Genomic DNA, 16149 nt, shown 5'->3' with positions numbered 1-16149 from the left:
GGTCAGAACAGCAGCGCGATGGCACCCACAACAGCGCCGCTCAGCGCAACCAGTCCGCCGGTCAGCCATAGCGAACGCGACGGCAGCGCGCCGTGCAGCATAATCAGCGAAGGCACGCTTACCGCGGGTAGCGTCATCAACAGCGCCAGCGCCGGCGCGGTGCCCATGCCAGCCAGCATCATCGTCTGCACAATGGGGATTTCCGCCGCCGTCGGGATCACAAACAGGCAGCCCGCAATCGCCATAGCAATCACCCAGAACAGCGTATTACTCACCGCGCCTTCTGCATGGGGAAAAAGCCATACCCGCGCCGCGCCCAACAGCAACACCGCAAGGATATAAAGCGGGATGGTATTCCAGAACAGCGTCCACAGCGCGCGTATCCAGCGACGCAGAAAAGGCCTGTCGTCGGCCCGATTGACCAGCGGCACCACGTTGGTCGCGGCCTCAACCGGCGTGAGCTTTTGCACAATCAGCGCGATGCCGATGACCATCGCCAGGCCCGCCAGCAGCCGGACAGCAGCAAACTGCCAGCCGAGCACAAAGCCCATAAAGATAAGCGTGGCCGGGTTAAGCAGCGGGTTACCCAGCCAGAAGGCCAGCGTACCGCCAACCGATGCGGACGACTTTCGCATTCCTGCCGCCACCGGCGCGGCGCAACAGGTGCACATCATGCCCGGCAGTGAAAACAGCGTACCGAACAGCGTTCCCGCAAAGCGCGGCTGGCCCAGCGTGCGTTGCAGCCAGTTGACCGGGATCAGCACCTGCACCAGCGATCCCAGAATCACGCCCAGCACTGCCGCTTTCCACACCGCGAGAAAGTAAATCTGCGCATAGGCCCAGGCAGCCTGAAGCGGGTCAGCGGCCTCACCGGCCAGGATGGATTTACCGATGCTGTGCGTATCCGCCGCAAGAAATGCTTTAAAGTAGTACGGCTGCCATTTAACCCACCACAGGCCGATAACGGCAACCGCCACAAACAGGAGAGGTTTCCATACGGCAAAAGAAGAAGTACGCGAAGAAGAAAAGTGAGACATTGCTATGATCCAAAAAATGCAGGCCACGCCCGACAGACCACCATATTACTCATAAAGTTGTTGTGGTAGCTTGATCCACCCTGCATTTCAGGGAACGCTACGCGGTATCTCGCCAGATTCAATGACGGTAACGCGACGGCTGCTGGCGGAAAACGCTTCGCGCATCATCACCGCCGCCACGTCATCAGCGGCTACCGCGCGCCAGTTTCCCGGCAGAACCTTAAACAGCGGGGCGAACAGCGACTCTGCGCCACGCTTTCTGCCCCGCTCGCCCAGCAGCAGCGACGGGCGGATCAGCGTCAGCCGTGGCCACTGTTTCTGTCGTAGCGTCTCCTCCATTTTTCCCTTCACCCGATTATAAAAAAACGGCGATCGGGAACTGGCGCCGTGCGCGCTGACCACCAGCAGATGCTTTGCGCCGAGTCGCTGGCTGGCGATGGCCGTATCCACCACCAGCGTATAATCAACGTGAATAAAGGCTTCTCTGCTCCCGGCCTCACGCATTGTGCTTCCCAGGCAGCAAAAGGCCATATCCAGCGGCGTTTTTAACGGACGGAGAAGGTCGGTCAGGTCGGCTTCAACCAGGTTGGTCACTTTATCCATTTCCGGCAGTTTGCGTCGGGTGAGCGCAATAATTTCCGAGACGGAAGGTTCAGCAATCAGCCTGCGCAGCAGGTGGCGGCCGATCAGACCGGTGGCACCGGTAATCAATACGCGACTCATCGTTCTCTCCTTATATGACTGATGACGCTGATAAACACACAACAGAATATGCCAATCCGATCGGTGAAATTCTGCTTACTCACCGGTGCTTCCTTGCTTTTTCAGAATGACCAACCACACTTAATGGCATTGCCAGACAGAACAACCGGAGGAAACAATGAGCAAGAAGATTGCGGTACTGATCACCGACGAATTTGAGGACTCAGAATTTACTTCACCTGCTGAAGCCTATACCAAAGCGGGCCATCAAGTGGTCACCATTGAGAAAAAAGCAGGAAATACCGTAACGGGCAAGCAGGGAAAAGCGACGGTGACCATCGATAAAAATATTGATGACGTTCAGGCCGCTGATTTTGACGCGCTGCTGCTGCCGGGCGGACACTCTCCGGACAGTCTGCGTAGTGACGATCGCTTTGTGAACTTCACGAAAGATTTTGTTGCCCTGGGGAAGCCGGTGTTTGCCATCTGCCACGGGCCTCAGTTGTTGATCAGCGCTAACGCCGTTCGCGGACGCAAGATGACCACCGTCAAAGCCATTGCGGTCGATTTGAAAAATGCCGGGGCGGACTACTACGATAAAGAAGTGGTGGTTGATAACGACAAACTGGTTACCAGCCGCACGCCTGACGATTTGCCTGCTTTCAATCGGGAATCGTTGCGTATTCTTGAAACACTCTGATCGATAAAAAAAGCCGGCCTGTCCGGCTTATTCTTTGTCCTTTTCCCGCGCCCAGCGCAGCTTGCTGCCAAATCCCAGGGTGTTATCGGTCATTTTCAGTTCGCTGAGCCGGATCTCCCACAGCGGCGCAGAAGCCTTGAGCGCAACCGGAAAGCGCCGGATATAGGCCTGCCGCGCCACCTGCGCCGCGTCACCTTCCAGCAGGCTGATACGTCCGGCGTACTGCACGCCTTTGATCAGCATTACCGATTTCGGCTGGCCGCTCACGGTTCCGGCCACCTGCGCGTGCTTCAGCATCTGTTCGCCGTGGCGCGTGTCGGTGTCGGTCATCAGCCAGAAGGCCACCCTTTGCGCATCGAAAACATAAAAACAGTTGGCACACCAGAGCGGATCGCCGCCGCAGACGGAAAGCACGTGCTGCTTTTTCAGATAGCGGCTGATGGCGTCAAGAGAGGCTTCTTCAGACATTTAACTTTCCTGTTAGCGGCTTCATCGGAGCTTTCCTGCGCGTCGGAAACGGGTAAAATCCGCCTGTACCCGTTTAACATGTCATAAAGTGCAACCGATGCAAAACAGTGAAGCCACGGGGTGGCGTCTTTATATTATACAAACCGCCAGCGGCGCGCTCTACACCGGTATCACCAACAACGTAGCGCGGCGGTTTCTACAGCATCAGTCTGGCAAGGGCGCCCGTGCGCTGCGTGGTAAAGGCCCGCTGGCGCTGCTGTTTGACTGCGAGGCGGGCGATCGCGCCAGCGCGTCGAAGCTGGAGTATCAGGTTAAACAGCTTAAGCGGGACGACAAGATCAGGCTGGTTGCCCACCAGCCCGCCTGCCTGAGCGCGTGGCTGGCAGCGCTTAAGCGCCGGTAAAGGGCCGGGCAAAATCGATCTGCCCTTCTGCGTCGCTGAAGGCGCCATCGGCGAGTTTGTAAACCTGAAAAGCGGCCTCTGCGCCAGGAAAACGGCAGTGGAGCTGATGACGTGCGGCAGGCTCGAAGCCCAGCGGGCCGAACCACGCCGGATCGCCCATCACCACTACCGCCGCATAGCCGAATTCATTCAGCGTATCCAGCCCTTCATAAACCAACTGCCTGGCAATGCCCTGACTACGTACGCTTTCATCGACCGCCAGCGGCGCCAGACCCACCCACTGGTTGTCTTCACCGTTCAGCGTCACCGGACTGAACGCGGCATAGCCCAGCACCTGGCCTTCGTCATCGGTGGCGACCATCCCCAGCGTCAGCAGCCCGTCCTCACGAAGCTGCGTGACCAGGTCGGCCTCTTTACCGGTGTCGAAACAGCGGCGTAAGAGCGTGTCGATGCCCGCAGCATCCACTCCAATCTCACTACGAATTAACATGATGCACCTGCGCGCCCCTCCGGGGAATTCGCGTCCTCAGTCAGTCCCGTTTCTACCAGATCGGCCAGTTGCATAAGTCCACATCGCAACGGCGCCGGCATGTGTTCAAGCTCAATCGCATCCATCAGATTTTTTACTTCAAGGCCCAGTTCGGTATCCCCTTCAATCACCAGTCGACGCTGAAAAAACAGCGTATCGGGATCCTGTCGTCGTGCGGCAACCAACAGTAAGTCGTTCGCATCGCCGCGAAACCAGACGTCCGCCTGGTGTCCTTCGGCAACCCGCAGTTTTCCTGACTCAACCGTCGTTGACCAACGCAGCCCCAGATCGCGAATTTCAACACCTAACCAGCGTCCCTCAAGGAAGTCTAACTCACCTTCAGCCAGAGCATAATTAAATTGCCAGCTCAATAATTGTTGCAGGCACTGTTTTTTCAGCGAAAAAGGCGCAAACTCTAGGGTAAATCGCAGAACTTTTGGGCCATTTTTGACAAATTTCGCACATAACGAATTGAACACAGCGAGCGCTCCTGTTGGGAAAATTCCGCCTATTTTGCCACATTGAAATAATGCGTCCGGCGGCTGGATCAACAAACAGTGCGAAGGCGGCCCTTTTTTCAGCACATCCTTTCCCATCATTAACCCATTAGCTGCCTTAAATCAAAACGTGCTCTGATGAGCCTGTCTACACTCGACGGTTCTTCTGTTTGTTCGGAAAATGTCTATGGAACTGCTCTGCCCCGCGGGGAATCTCCCCGCGCTGAAGGCCGCCATTGAGAACGGCGCCGACGCCGTCTATATCGGGCTGAAAGATGACACCAACGCCCGCCATTTCGCCGGTCTTAATTTCACCGAGAAACGTCTGGTCGAGGCGGCGCGCTACGTTCATCAGCATAAACGTAAACTGCACGTTGCCATTAATACCTTCGCCCATCCTGACGGCTACGACCGCTGGGAGCGCGCGGTGGATATGGCCGCCAACGCGGGCGTTGATGCGCTGATCCTTGCCGATATCGCCATGCTGGAATACGCTGCCGAGCGCTACCCGCACATCGAGCGCCATGTTTCGGTGCAGGCTTCCGCCACCAACGCCGAAGCGGTCCGCTTCTATCAGCGTAATTTTGAGGTGGCCCGCGTGGTGCTGCCGCGCGTGTTGTCAATTCATCAGGTACGGCAGCTGGCGCGCGCCACCACCGTTCCGCTGGAGGTGTTCGCCTTTGGCAGCCTCTGCATTATGGCTGAAGGGCGCTGCTATCTCTCTTCATACCTGACCGGCGAATCACCAAATACCGTCGGCGCCTGCTCACCCGCGCGTTTTGTTCGCTGGCAGCAGACGCCTGCCGGGCTGGAGTCGCGCCTGAACGAGGTGCTGATCGATCGCTACGATGCCAATGAAAACGCCGGTTATCCAACGCTGTGCAAAGGGCGCTACAAGGTAGAAGACACGCGCTATCACGCCCTTGAGGAACCGACCAGCCTGAACACGCTGGCGCTGCTGCCGGAGCTGCTCGCCGCCAATATCGCCTCGGTGAAAATCGAAGGCCGTCAGCGCAGCCCGGCCTATGTGGCGCAGGTGGCGCGCATCTGGCGTCAGGCCATCGATAGCTGTAAAGCAAACCCGGAAGGTTTTACCGCGCAGCAAAACTGGATGACGGCGCTCAGCGCGCTCAGCGAAGGCACCCAGACCACGCTGGGCGCGTACCACCGTAAATGGCAGTAGGAGATCGTATGCAATATTCATTGGGCCCGGTGCTCTGGTACTGGCCGAAAGAGACGCTGGAAGATTTTTACCAGGCGGCAGCACAGAGTTCTGCGGACATCGTCTATCTGGGCGAGGCCGTGTGCAGCAAGCGTCGCGCCACCAGGGTCGGCGACTGGCTGGCCATGGCAAAAGCGCTGGCGGGAGCCGGTAAGCAGGTTGCGCTCAGCACGCTGGCGCTGGTGCAGTCGCCGTCGGAACTGGGCGAGCTGAAGCGCTATGTCGATAACGGCGACTTTTTGATTGAGGCGAACGATCTCGGTACGGTGAATATGGCCGCCGAAGCGGGCCTGCCTTTTGTTGCCGGCCATGCACTGAACTGCTACAACGCCGTTACGCTGCGCAGGCTGGTGAAAATGGGCATGACGCGCTGGTGCATGCCGGTGGAGCTGTCGCGCGACTGGCTGGTAAACCTGCTGAAGCAGTGCGAAACATTAGGCATTCGCCAGCAGTTTGAGGTAGAGGTGTTGAGCTATGGCTATTTGCCGCTGGCCTTATCGGCACGCTGCTTTACCGCGCGGGCGGAAAATCGCGGTAAGGATGATTGCCAGACCTGCTGCATTAACTATCCGCTGGGCAGAGCGCTGCGCTCACAGGAGGATCAGCAGGTGTTTGTCCTCAACGGCATCCAGACCATGAGCGGATATTGCTACAACCTCGGTAACGATCTGATTTCTATGCAGGGGCTGGTGGATATCGTGCGTCTGTCGCCCCAGGGCAAAGAGACGCTGATGCTCATCGACCAGTTCCGTGCTAACGAAACGGGTAAGTATCCACTGGTGCTGGAAAACGGTCAGCAGTGCAACGGCTACTGGCGACAGGTCGCGGGGCTGGCGCTGGTAAGCTAATCAATGCGGGCCGTGCGCCCGCTTTCATTTCCATATCAGGCATTATCGACAATACTTCGTTGTGAGCTTGTCTGTGCGTAAAGTGCTGCAAACTGCCAATATTCCCGGAATGCGATCGCTTAAGCTGTGGTATTCCCTGATTACGAATAAGTGAGCGACGATGTCTGAGACCAGAAACGTACCCTTGTCAGTCCTCGACCTGGCGCCTGTCCCGCAGGGCGCAACCGCCCGCGATGCCTTCCACGCGTCGCTGGCGCTGGCCCGGCAGTGTGAAAAGCTGGGGTATAACCGCTACTGGCTGGCGGAACATCACAACATGACCGGTATCGCCAGCGCGGCGACCTCCGTGCTGATTGGTTACCTGGCGGCCAACACGCAAACGCTGCGACTCGGCTCCGGCGGCGTGATGCTGCCTAACCACGCGCCGTTAGTGATCGCCGAACAGTTTGGCACCCTCGCCTCGCTCTATCCTGACCGTATCGATTTAGGACTGGGCCGCGCGCCCGGTTCGGATCAGCGCACCATGATGGCGCTGCGCCGCCATATGAGCAGCCATGTTGATAATTTTCCCGGCGACGTACAGGAGTTGCTGAACTGGTTTGATGCGGAAGACGACGCGCGTCCTGCGGTACAGCCCGTGCCGGGTTTGGGACTGAAGATCCCGGTCTGGCTGCTGGGCTCCAGCCTGTACAGCGCGCAACTCTCTGCGCAACTCGGCCTGCCTTTCGCCTTCGCCTCGCACTTCGCGCCGGATATGCTGCTTCAGGCGCTGCACCTTTATCGCGAAAACTTTAAACCGTCGGCCCGGCTGCAAAAACCGCATGCGATGGTATGCATCAATATTGTTGCTGCCGACAGCGAGCGCGACGCCCGCTTCCTGTTTACCTCCATGCAGCAGCAGTTTATCAATCTGCGTCGCGGCATGCCTGGCCCGCTGCCCGCGCCGGTTGAGAATATGGAAAGCCTGTGGTCGCCTTCAGAGCAGTATGGCGTACAGCAGGCGCTGAGCATGTCGATTGTGGGCGATAAAGAGAAAGTCCGTCACGGGCTTGCCGCATTGATCCGCGAAACGCAGGCGGATGAAGTCATGGTCAACGGACAGATCTTCGATCGGGAAGCGCGCCTGCATTCCTTCTCGCTGGCCATGGAGGCGCATCAGTCGCTTCAGGACTAAACGTTTTCAGAACGGATGACGACCGGCCAGACAGTCGTCAATGATCTGCAATACGCCCTGCTCACCGTTACCAGGCGCGCGGTATTTTGCCGCCGCCTTCGCCGCGGGCGACGCATTGTCCATCGCAAAGCCGTATCCCGCCTGACGCAGCATCTCCAGATCGTTGCCGCCGTCGCCAAAGGCCAGCACTTCGTCGTCTCTGATACCGTAAATTTGCTGGATCTTTTTCAGGCCGTTTGCTTTGTGGTTGCCAGGGATGATCAAATCCACCGAGCCGTGACCGCTTGATACCGGCGTTACGATCCCTGTCAGCCTGCCGTCAAGCTCTGCCATCAGCGGCCCCACGTCATCTTCCCGGTAGCCCAGCGCGAATTTGAATATCCTGTCGCTGATTTGCCCGTAATCACTGACCTTGCGCAGCCGATGATAATAGCGTTGCATAATGTTAAAAAAACGCTCAGAACAGCTATCAAGCAGATACGCGCTTTCTGCGCCGCAGATAACCGTTTCGATACCTTCGGTCTGGTCCAGACACAACGTTACCTGTTGCACCTGCCCGGTTGATATTTCGCCGCAGTACAGCTCCTGTTGTTTATCGACCAGATAAGCACCGTTTTCTGCAACGTAGGCAATATCTACATCAATATCATCGAAGAAGCTTTTGAGCTGGTAATACTGATTGCCGCTGGCCACCACGAACTTGATTCCTCGCTGCTGCATCTGCTGATACTGCTCCCGAAAACGGCTGCGGTTGTACTGATGGTTGCCATCAAGAAAGGTGCCGTCCATGTCGGTGGCGATAAGTTTTATGCTCATGAGCACTCCATTAACTATGATCAGCGTGAATAGCGCAGTTTTAATGCGCCGAGAGTAATGATCAAAAAGCCGACGATAAGAAACGAAAAAGCAACGTAGAGGCTGGCGTAGTGCGCGACCCAGCCGAGCAGCGCCGGGCCGCCCAGCACGCCCAGATAGCCCACTGCCGTTACCAGCGCCACCGACATATTGACCGGCATACTTTTTTGCTGGCCCGCCAGGGTGATCAGCACCGGCACGATATTAGCGGCACCGATGCCGATCAGCGCAAAGCCGACCAGCGAAAAGACCCATCCCGGCAGCAGCACCACCATCGAATAGCCGATTGTGCCCAACAGGCCGCCCATCACCAGTATCCGCTTGCGTCCCAGGCGCTGTACCACGGCATCGCCGGTCAGACGCATCAGCGACATCATCAGTGAGAACACCGCGAACCCCCATCCGGCGCGTGCCACGTCCATACCGCGCTGCTGGTGCATAAAGACACCGCTCCAGTCAATGACCGCGCCTTCCGCCATAAAGCACAACAGCGTCATCAGGGCGATCAGGATCAGGTAAAAATCGGGTTTGCCACCGCGCTTTTCGCCCTTCTTCTCCTGATTGCCAACGGTGAGCAGCGAGCGGTATGAAATGCCGAGAACGACTGCGGTCGCCGCCATCGCGCAGAATGTGCTGGTCAACGGCGTGAGCCCCACGCTGAACAGCAGCGCGCCGCCGCCCGCGCCCGCGATGCCGCCGACGCTCCACAGGCAATGGAAACCCGACATCAGCGGCTTATCGGCCGCCTGTTCAATGATCGATCCCTGCACATTCATTGCCACATCGGTCAGACCGATACCCATACCAAACAGAAACAGGCTGCCGCCCAGCAGCCAGAGATCGTTCAGCGTTGCCAGCAGCGGCAGCATCAGAATGTACAGCGTGACCGAGATGATAATCACGGCCCGACAGCCCAGTCGGCCAATCAGCGGGCCGGAGCCAGACATCGAGAGCAGCGATCCTGCTCCGAGGCAAAGCAGAAGCAGCCCGAGCTGGTTGGCCTCCGCGCCCGTACGCTGCTGTGCAAAAGGTACCAGTGCCGCCCATAGCCCCATCGCCATGCCGGTAACAAAAAAGGTCGCCCGTGTCGCCATGCGATTTGCCGGGGTATCAACGCGTATCTCAGCGGCACTTTGCGCCATGCCTTGCTCCTTCTTGCAGTCAGAATAGTTATTAAAATACTTTTAATAAGTTAAGTGCATTCATCGCTGCCGTCAAGGCGATGGCGCAAATGTTATGGCGTTTAATCGCTGAACAGGCGGTGTCGGATAAATTCCTGGCTGGTCAGCTCGGCTATGCCCTGGAGATAGTCCTGACGCGCAGAGGGACGATAAATCAGCCGTGGAATATGGCGCAGAGGGAGAGTCCCGGCGCAGCGCCGGGCGATCTCAGGCAGTAACGTGTCGTTCAGATTAGGGCCGGTCAGCGCAACCGTCACCGGGTTGATGATGGCTACCAGCGAAACCACGATCGTTGCCATTTCATCAACCAGCGATTGACCGGCCAGGCCGGGCAGATTGCTCACTTCACCGGCAAAGTAGCTGGCGCCCTGAAGTACCTGCCCGTTAACCACAATGCCGCAGCCGGTGCAGGGAACGGCAGGCTTATGGATGTAAGCGACCGGAGCCGTAACGCCCGCGCAGCTACTGCGGTAGAAGCCCCAGGCGATATAGTTCATGTCATTGTCAGTTTGCACATACAAGCCGAACCGCTCCTGAAGATGCCGCATAATCGGCACGTCGTTAAACAGGCTGATGTCACACGAGAGAACCACGCCTTCCGCCACAACGCCGGGCAAACCCACACCGAGCGCCTGCACGTTAGGATGCGCTTGCAGGATCTCATCAACCTGCTGATAAAACCATTCCAGCGTCTGCGTCTGAAAGGCTTCTTCGCCCTGCGCCAGGAGATCGCCGGTCGCCGACGAGACGGACCAGACCAACGTTGCGGCGTGATCATCGCCTTCCGCATAGAGGCTCAGCAGGGAGAAGTAGTCAGGGTTGCAGGCGTAGCGCAGCGCCGGACGCCCGCCACGCGACGGCTCTGCCTCAATGACAATCGCCTCGCCTGAGTGGTGCAGCGCGTTCAGCACCGTACCGCAGGTTGCCACGCTCAAACCGGTTTGCAGCGCCACCTCTGCTTTCGTCGCCGAACCCAACGCTTTAAGCACGTCGCTGACCATAACGACGTTATTCTTTTTCATTTCTCGCGTCGTGCGGGTGATGGGAAAACGCATATCGCCTCACTGGCTGGTTGATGATGGGATTTAATTTACCACAAGGTTTGCTGGCATCGGCAGCCAGATTACAGGCAAAAAAAAGCCGGTCAGGTGACCGGCTTATCGGGATCAGGAAGATGTACGTTTAGGCGTCGCGACGACGCACGGGACCATCTTCACGACGACGCGGGCCGCCTTCGCGATTAAAGCCACCGCCGCGACGTTCGCCGCCACGATCGTTGCTGAAGCGACGAGCGCCTTCAGGACGATCGCCACGACCCGCACCGCGAGCCGGGCCGCTGCCACGGCGTTCGCCGTCGCGAGGCTGCGCATCACCAATCAGCTGCATATTCATCGGCTTGTTCAGAATACGCGTGCGGGTGAAGTGTTGCAGGATTTCACCCGGCATGCCTTTCGGCAACTCGATGGTAGAGTGCGTACCGAACATCTTGATGTTGCCGATGTAGCGGCTGCTGATATCGCCTTCGTTAGCAATAGCGCCAACGATATGACGAACTTCAACACCATCATCACGGCCCACTTCAATACGGTAAACTTCCATATCGCCAACGTCACGACGTTCACGACGTGGACGATCGCCGCCTTCGCGGTTTTCACGTGGCCCACGCTCGGCGCGGTCGCCACGGCGTTCATCACGACGGTCGTCACGTTCGCGGAATTCACGACGCGGACGCGGAGCCGGATCCGCTGGCACGATCAGAGGGCGTTCGCCCTGCGCCATTTTCAGCAGCGCGGCGGCCAGCGTTTCCATATCCAGCTCGGCTTCCGGCTGAAGCCTGGACAGCAGCGCGCGATACATATCCAGATCGCTGCTTTCCAGCTGCTGCTGTACTTTCGCAGCAAAGCGGGTCAGGCGACGCTCGCCCAGCAGCTCTGCGTTTGGCAGCTCAACTTCAGGAATGGTCAGCTTCATGGTGCGTTCAATGTTACGCAGCAGACGGCGCTCGCGGTTTTCAACAAACAGCAGCGCGCGACCTGCACGGCCTGCACGACCCGTACGGCCGATACGGTGAACGTAAGACTCTGCATCCATCGGGATGTCATAGTTCACAACAAGGCTGATGCGCTCAACGTCCAGACCGCGAGCGGCGACGTCGGTGGCAATCAGGATATCCAGGCGGCCGTCTTTCAGGCGTTCCAGCGTCTGCTCACGCAGTGCCTGGTTCATGTCGCCGTTCAGCGCGGCGCTGTTATAACCGCTGCGCTCCAGCGCTTCAGCTACTTCCAGCGTGGCATTTTTGGTACGCACGAAGATGATCGCTGCGTCGAAATCTTCTGACTCAAGGAAACGCGTCAGCGCATCGGTCTTACGACCGTAGGCGGTCCAGTAGCTCTGGCTGATGTCAGGGCGCGTGGTCAGGCTCGACTGGATCCGTACTTCCTGCGGATCATTCATAAAGCGTTTGGTAATACGACGGATCGCTTCCGGCATAGTCGCAGAGAACAGCGCGGTCTGATGATCGGCTGGGATCTGCGCCATGATGGTTTCAACGTCTTCGATGAAGCCCATGCGCAGCATTTCGTCTGCTTCATCCAGCACCAGGCCGCGCAGGTTGGAAAGATCCAGCGTGCCGCGTTTCAGGTGATCGAGCAGACGGCCCGGCGTGCCCACAACAACCTGTGGACCCTGGCGCAGTGCGCGCAGCTGTACGTCATAACGCTGGCCGCCGTAAAGGGCCACCACGTTCAGACCACGCATGTGTTTAGCGAATTCGGTGACGGCTTCGGCGACCTGAACAGCCAGCTCGCGAGTTGGCGCCAGCACCAGGATTTGGGGTGCTTTCAGGTTGCTGTCAATGTTGTGCAGCAGCGGCAGCGAAAACGCTGCGGTTTTGCCGCTCCCGGTCTGCGCCATACCCAGCACATCGCGGCCCGCCAGCAGATGTGGGATACACTCTGCCTGGATCGGAGAAGGCTTCACGTAGCCCATACCGTTCAGTGATTCGAGGATGGCGTCGTTCAGGCCAAGGTCAGCAAAAGTGGTTTCAATATCAGTCATGTAGTACACGTGCCTCTTAGATTGCGGCGGCCAGTCTACATAACTCGTCGTGAAAACATTCAGTCATTTTCATCAAAAAGTGTGAACCGGCTCAAATTAGTGGTTTTGACGAACACGAAAGCCCTCACCCGGCAGGATGATGACATGCGCGAAAAAAGGGCAATAAAAGTTCGTCAGCTATTGCTGGTCAGATTCTGATAAATCGTCTTGTGTCTGGCCAAGAAGCGCCAGCTCCAACAATGCATACCGGTGCTCAACAAAGTTGTGGACATTGTTAGCGACCGTCAGCTTGAACAACGCTTCTGCGTTGTCCTTCTCCCCCAGACTTAGGTAATGTTTACCTAAATAGAAGTTGGTTTCACTGAGATGTTCAGCGAGCGAGGTGTTATCCGTTGCATCCGCCTTGAGACTCTCCATCAGCTTACCTTCGCTGATGTTGCCCAGGTAGAAATCGACAATATTCCATCCCCATTGATCTTTTTCCGCACGATCGTAGCGCTGTTTCAACGCCACTTTTGCCTTGTCGGCATCCATTTCTCGTTCATCGAGATAGAGCCACAGGCTGCGGAAAGGATCGTTAGGATCGTCTTGATAAAACGCCAGCAGATCATCCTGCGCCAGTTTAAACCGTCCGCCATAATACAAGGCGATACCGCGGTTTAAGTGCGCGTAATTGTAAGTTGGATCAAGCTCAAGTACAGAATCGAACGCTTCATAGGCAGCATCAAAATTGCCTGCCTGCGTTAAATAAATGCCTAAGTAATTGAATACTTCAGGCATATCAGGTCTGATGGCCAGCGCTTGTGAAAAATCATTTCGCGCCAGGGCCCGCAAACCCAAACTATCATACAACACTCCGCGCTCATATAATAGCTGTGCGCGTTCATCATCGCTCAGGGCACGACTGGCAAGTATTTGTTCCATACGTGCCAAAATGACTTCCTGTTGCAGCGTAGGCTGCAACGGAACCGCCAGTACATCGCTTTCGCGCCAGTTCGGGTTGCTGCATCCTGCCAGCGTCAAAGCTGTAGCAACAAGACACCAGCGCAAAAAAGGCTTCATTTCCCACTCCCGAATACAAACAATGGGATGAATGTCCTTTCATCCGCCTGCCATGCACAAGGTGTCGTCCTGCCCTCGCGATGAAACAGCTCTCCAAAAAATGGAGAGCTTAACGGTCTGTCGTTACTCGGCTTCCGGCGCTGGCGTCTCAGCCGTCGCTTCAGGCTCGGCCTGCGCAGTGGCTTCTTTGATGCTCAGGCGCACACGGCCCTGACGATCAACTTCCAGTACTTTCACCGGCACTTCCTGACCCATTTGCAGATAGTCGGTCACCTTCTCAACACGCTTGTCGGCGATCTGAGAAATGTGAACCAGGCCTTCTTTGCCGCCGCCAATCGCGACGAACGCGCCGAAGTCCACAATACGCGTCACTTTACCGTTGTAGATGCGACCCACTTCGATTTCAGCGGTGATCTCTTCGATACGACGAATCGCATATTTCGCTTTTTCACCATCCGTCGCTGCGATTTTAACCGTGCCATCATCTTCAATTTCGATGGTGGTGCCGGTCTCTTCAGTCAGCGCACGAATAACGGAACCGCCTTTACCGATCACGTCTTTGATCTTGTCCGGACTGATCTTGATGGTGTGAATGCGTGGAGCAAACTGAGAGATATCGCCGCGCGGCGTGCTGATAGCCTGTTCCATCACGCCAAGGATGTGCAGACGCGCACCTTTAGCCTGATTCAGCGCAACCTGCATGATTTCGCGGGTGATGCCTTCAATTTTAATGTCCATTTGCAGCGCGGTAATCCCTTCGCGGCTACCGGCTACTTTGAAGTCCATGTCGCCAAGGTGATCTTCATCACCCAGGATATCGGACAGCACCACAAAGTTCTCACCCTCTTTCACCAGGCCCATAGCGATACCCGCAACGGCGGCTTTGATCGGTACGCCCGCATCCATTAATGCCAGTGACGCGCCGCAAACGGAAGCCATTGATGAGGAGCCGTTCGATTCGGTGATCTCAGACACCACGCGCACGGTGTACGGGAAGGTATCGGCTTTTGGCATCACTGCCAGCATGCCGCGCTTCGCCAGACGACCGTGACCGATTTCACGGCGCTTCGGCGATCCGACCATGCCGGTTTCACCCACAGAGTACGGAGGGAAGTTGTAGTGGAACAGGAAGTTGTCGGTGCGTTCGCCCATCAGTTCATCAAGGTTCTGCGCGTCACGCGTCGTTCCCAGCGTGGCCGTTACCAGCGCCTGTGTTTCACCACGGGTAAACAGCGCGGAACCGTGAGTGCGTGGCAGTACGCCAGTGCGCACGTCCAGACCGCGGATCATGTCTTTTTCACGTCCATCGATACGCGGCTCACCGCGCAGGATGCGGCTGCGCACCACGTCTTTTTCCAGACTGTGCAGAATATCGCCGATTTCGCCTTCATCCAGGCTTTCGTCTTCAGCTTTCAATGCAGCCACAACGTCTGACTTGATGACGTCAACCTGCGCGTAGCGCTCCTGCTTTTCGGTAATTCGGTAAGCGTCGCTGAGGCGGGACTCGCCCAGTGCAGCAATGCGTGAGTGTAACGTTTCGTTGACAGCTTCTGGTTTCCAGTCCCAACGTGGCTTGCCCGCTTCGGCGACCAGCGCGTTGATCTGCTCAATAATAATCTGCTGCTGCTCATGACCAAATACCACTGCGCCCAGCATCTGATCTTCGCTCAGCAGTTCAGCTTCTGATTCAACCATCAATACCGCGCCCTGCGTACCGGCGACCACCAGGTCCAGCTTGCTCTCTTTCAGCTCGTCGGTGGTGGGGTTCAGCACATACTGATCGTTAATATAGCCTACGCGCGCGGCGCCGATAGGGCCATTGAAAGGCATACCGGAAAGGCTCAGCGCGGCAGAGGCGCCGATCATAGCAACGATATCAGGATTCACCTGTGGGTTAACGGAAACGACGGTCGCGATAACCTGCACTTCGTTAACGAAGCCTTCCGGGAACAGTGGACGCACCGGGCGGTCAATCAGACGTGAGGTCAGCGTTTCGCCTTCGCTTGGACGGCCTTCACGACGGAAGAAGCTGCCAGGGATGCGGCCAGCGGCGTAGGTACGCTCCTGGTAGTTAACGGTCAGCGGGAAAAAGTCCTGACCTGGCTTCGCTTTTTTCTGACCTACAACGGTAACGAATACGGCGGTATCGTCCATGCTTACCATGACGGCTGCCGTTGCCTGACGAGCCATCATGCCCGTCTCAAGCGTGACAGTATGCTGACCATACTGGAATTTTTTTACGATCGGATTCAGCAAAATTGTGTCCTTAACGTGTTAGCGGAGTACTGACTCCGCCGTCAATCTATAATCTTTCATTGCATCCTCGCGACTAATGACAAACCTCATATCCCCGCAGAAAATAAGGTTTCTCAATAGCCGCGCGAAACGCTGCAACTGAAAGATCGCACCTGTTA

Annotated in this window: 17 protein-coding genes; 5 read left to right on the top strand and 12 right to left on the bottom strand. The window is 57.0% G+C overall.

Features of this window, described 5'->3' with window-relative positions:
- Window positions 1-2: 2 nt before the first annotated feature.
- A complete protein-coding gene (locus GS12_RS02995) occupies window positions 3-1037 on the bottom strand; it encodes a permease (protein WP_034943728.1) in 1035 nt (344 codons plus the stop codon).
- Between the two features lie 87 nt (window positions 1038-1124).
- Window positions 1125-1760 carry an NAD-dependent epimerase/dehydratase family protein gene (locus tag GS12_RS02990; RefSeq protein ID WP_034917203.1) on the bottom strand — a complete coding sequence of 212 codons (636 nt, stop codon included), beginning with the start codon at window positions 1758-1760 and terminating at the stop codon, window positions 1125-1127.
- Window positions 1761-1917: 157 nt separating this feature from the next.
- Between GS12_RS02990 and GS12_RS02985 the strand changes: the two genes are divergently transcribed.
- Window positions 1918-2439: a type 1 glutamine amidotransferase domain-containing protein gene (locus GS12_RS02985; protein WP_034917206.1), complete on the top strand. Its 522-nt coding sequence runs from the start codon at window positions 1918-1920 to the stop codon at window positions 2437-2439.
- Window positions 2440-2466: 27 nt separating this feature from the next.
- On the opposite strand, the gene GS12_RS02980 is transcribed toward GS12_RS02985, so the two are convergent.
- Complete coding sequence (locus GS12_RS02980; protein WP_034943727.1) at window positions 2467-2907, bottom strand: YhbP family protein; 441 nt, start codon at window positions 2905-2907, stop codon at window positions 2467-2469.
- 97 nt (window positions 2908-3004) lie between these two features.
- On the opposite strand from GS12_RS02980, the gene GS12_RS02975 reads away from it, so the two are divergent.
- Window positions 3005-3310: a GIY-YIG nuclease family protein gene (locus tag GS12_RS02975; RefSeq protein WP_034917209.1), complete on the top strand. Its 306-nt coding sequence runs from the start codon at window positions 3005-3007 to the stop codon at window positions 3308-3310.
- Here GS12_RS02975 and GS12_RS02970 read toward each other — a convergent pair.
- Both GS12_RS02970 and ubiT read right to left on the bottom strand, forming a co-directional pair.
- The gene (locus GS12_RS02970) at window positions 3297-3800 is read right to left on the bottom strand and encodes a GNAT family N-acetyltransferase (RefSeq protein WP_034917211.1); all 504 of its coding nucleotides are present in this window, start codon (window positions 3798-3800) and stop codon (window positions 3297-3299) included. The two genes, GS12_RS02975 and GS12_RS02970, sit on opposite strands and share 14 nt — an antisense overlap.
- Entirely contained in the window at window positions 3794-4318 is a 525-nt protein-coding gene (gene ubiT / locus GS12_RS02965) for a ubiquinone anaerobic biosynthesis accessory factor UbiT (RefSeq protein WP_052118337.1), read from the bottom strand. Before ubiT ends, GS12_RS02970 begins: the two co-directional genes overlap by 7 nt.
- Before the next feature lie 205 nt (window positions 4319-4523).
- On the opposite strand from ubiT, the gene ubiU reads away from it, so the two are divergent.
- The 3 genes from ubiU (at window position 4524) to GS12_RS02950 (ending at window position 7580) form a co-directional block, all read left to right on the top strand.
- Window positions 4524-5519 (top strand): ubiquinone anaerobic biosynthesis protein UbiU, encoded by a 996-nt coding sequence (gene ubiU, locus GS12_RS02960; RefSeq protein WP_034943725.1) that lies wholly within the window; start codon window positions 4524-4526, stop codon window positions 5517-5519.
- Window positions 5520-5527: 8 nt separating this feature from the next.
- On the top strand, window positions 5528-6406 hold the full coding sequence (locus GS12_RS02955; protein ID WP_152601339.1) for a U32 family peptidase: 879 nt from the start codon (window positions 5528-5530) through the stop codon (window positions 6404-6406).
- A gap of 160 nt (window positions 6407-6566) precedes the next feature.
- Window positions 6567-7580: a luciferase-like monooxygenase gene (locus tag GS12_RS02950; protein ID WP_034943719.1), complete on the top strand. Its 1014-nt coding sequence runs from the start codon at window positions 6567-6569 to the stop codon at window positions 7578-7580.
- A 6-nt stretch (window positions 7581-7586) separates the two neighbouring features.
- Here the strand turns inward: GS12_RS02950 and GS12_RS02945 are convergent, their stop codons facing one another.
- The 7 genes from GS12_RS02945 to pnp all read right to left on the bottom strand — a co-directional run bounded on the left by GS12_RS02945 (window position 7587) and on the right by pnp (window position 15991).
- A complete protein-coding gene (locus GS12_RS02945) occupies window positions 7587-8396 on the bottom strand; it encodes a Cof-type HAD-IIB family hydrolase (RefSeq protein WP_034917221.1) in 810 nt (269 codons plus the stop codon).
- 20 nt (window positions 8397-8416) lie between these two features.
- Complete coding sequence (locus GS12_RS02940; protein WP_034943715.1) at window positions 8417-9577, bottom strand: MFS transporter; 1161 nt, start codon at window positions 9575-9577, stop codon at window positions 8417-8419.
- A 101-nt stretch (window positions 9578-9678) separates the two neighbouring features.
- A complete protein-coding gene (locus GS12_RS02935) occupies window positions 9679-10638 on the bottom strand; it encodes an ROK family protein (RefSeq protein ID WP_235421042.1) in 960 nt (319 codons plus the stop codon).
- Between the two features lie 160 nt (window positions 10639-10798).
- The gene (locus GS12_RS02930) at window positions 10799-12673 is read right to left on the bottom strand and encodes a DEAD/DEAH family ATP-dependent RNA helicase (protein WP_034917228.1); all 1875 of its coding nucleotides are present in this window, start codon (window positions 12671-12673) and stop codon (window positions 10799-10801) included.
- A gap of 16 nt (window positions 12674-12689) precedes the next feature.
- On the bottom strand, window positions 12690-12746 hold the full coding sequence (gene yrbN, locus GS12_RS25265) for a protein YrbN (RefSeq protein ID WP_106382000.1): 57 nt from the start codon (window positions 12744-12746) through the stop codon (window positions 12690-12692).
- A 104-nt stretch (window positions 12747-12850) separates the two neighbouring features.
- Window positions 12851-13735, bottom strand: coding sequence for a lipoprotein NlpI (nlpI, locus tag GS12_RS02925; RefSeq protein ID WP_034943710.1), 885 nt, complete (start codon window positions 13733-13735; stop codon window positions 12851-12853).
- A 123-nt stretch (window positions 13736-13858) separates the two neighbouring features.
- Window positions 13859-15991 (bottom strand): polyribonucleotide nucleotidyltransferase, encoded by a 2133-nt coding sequence (gene pnp, locus GS12_RS02920; protein WP_034943706.1) that lies wholly within the window; start codon window positions 15989-15991, stop codon window positions 13859-13861.
- Window positions 15992-16149 lie beyond the last annotated feature (158 nt).

This window comes from Erwinia oleae (genome assembly GCF_000770305.1).
GTDB classification, from domain to species: domain Bacteria; phylum Pseudomonadota; class Gammaproteobacteria; order Enterobacterales; family Enterobacteriaceae; genus Erwinia; species Erwinia oleae.
This window is presented reverse-complemented; position numbering and strand designations above follow the sequence as displayed.

Bases quoted from the DNA above. Each gene is read 5' to 3' on its own strand.
- GS12_RS02990 (WP_034917203.1), bottom strand. From the start codon at position 1,760: ATGAGTCGCGTATTGATTACCGGTGCCACCGGTCTGATCGGCCGCCAC.
- GS12_RS02985 (WP_034917206.1), top strand. From the start codon at position 1,918: ATGAGCAAGAAGATTGCGGTACTGATCACCGACGAATTTGAGGACTCA.
- GS12_RS02945 (WP_034917221.1), bottom strand. From the start codon at position 8,396: ATGAGCATAAAACTTATCGCCACCGACATGGACGGCACCTTTCTTGAT.
- GS12_RS02995 (WP_034943728.1), bottom strand. From the start codon at position 1,037: ATGTCTCACTTTTCTTCTTCGCGTACTTCTTCTTTTGCCGTATGGAAA.
- GS12_RS02975 (WP_034917209.1), top strand. From the start codon at position 3,005: ATGCAAAACAGTGAAGCCACGGGGTGGCGTCTTTATATTATACAAACC.
- GS12_RS02970 (WP_034917211.1), bottom strand. From the start codon at position 3,800: ATGTTAATTCGTAGTGAGATTGGAGTGGATGCTGCGGGCATCGACACG.
- ubiU (WP_034943725.1), top strand. From the start codon at position 4,524: ATGGAACTGCTCTGCCCCGCGGGGAATCTCCCCGCGCTGAAGGCCGCC.
- GS12_RS02980 (WP_034943727.1), bottom strand. From the start codon at position 2,907: ATGTCTGAAGAAGCCTCTCTTGACGCCATCAGCCGCTATCTGAAAAAG.
- GS12_RS02940 (WP_034943715.1), bottom strand. From the start codon at position 9,577: ATGGCGCAAAGTGCCGCTGAGATACGCGTTGATACCCCGGCAAATCGC.
- GS12_RS02950 (WP_034943719.1), top strand. From the start codon at position 6,567: ATGTCTGAGACCAGAAACGTACCCTTGTCAGTCCTCGACCTGGCGCCT.
- nlpI (WP_034943710.1), bottom strand. From the start codon at position 13,735: ATGAAGCCTTTTTTGCGCTGGTGTCTTGTTGCTACAGCTTTGACGCTG.
- GS12_RS02955 (WP_152601339.1), top strand. From the start codon at position 5,528: ATGCAATATTCATTGGGCCCGGTGCTCTGGTACTGGCCGAAAGAGACG.
- GS12_RS02935 (WP_235421042.1), bottom strand. From the start codon at position 10,638: ATGAAAAAGAATAACGTCGTTATGGTCAGCGACGTGCTTAAAGCGTTG.
- GS12_RS02930 (WP_034917228.1), bottom strand. From the start codon at position 12,673: ATGACTGATATTGAAACCACTTTTGCTGACCTTGGCCTGAACGACGCC.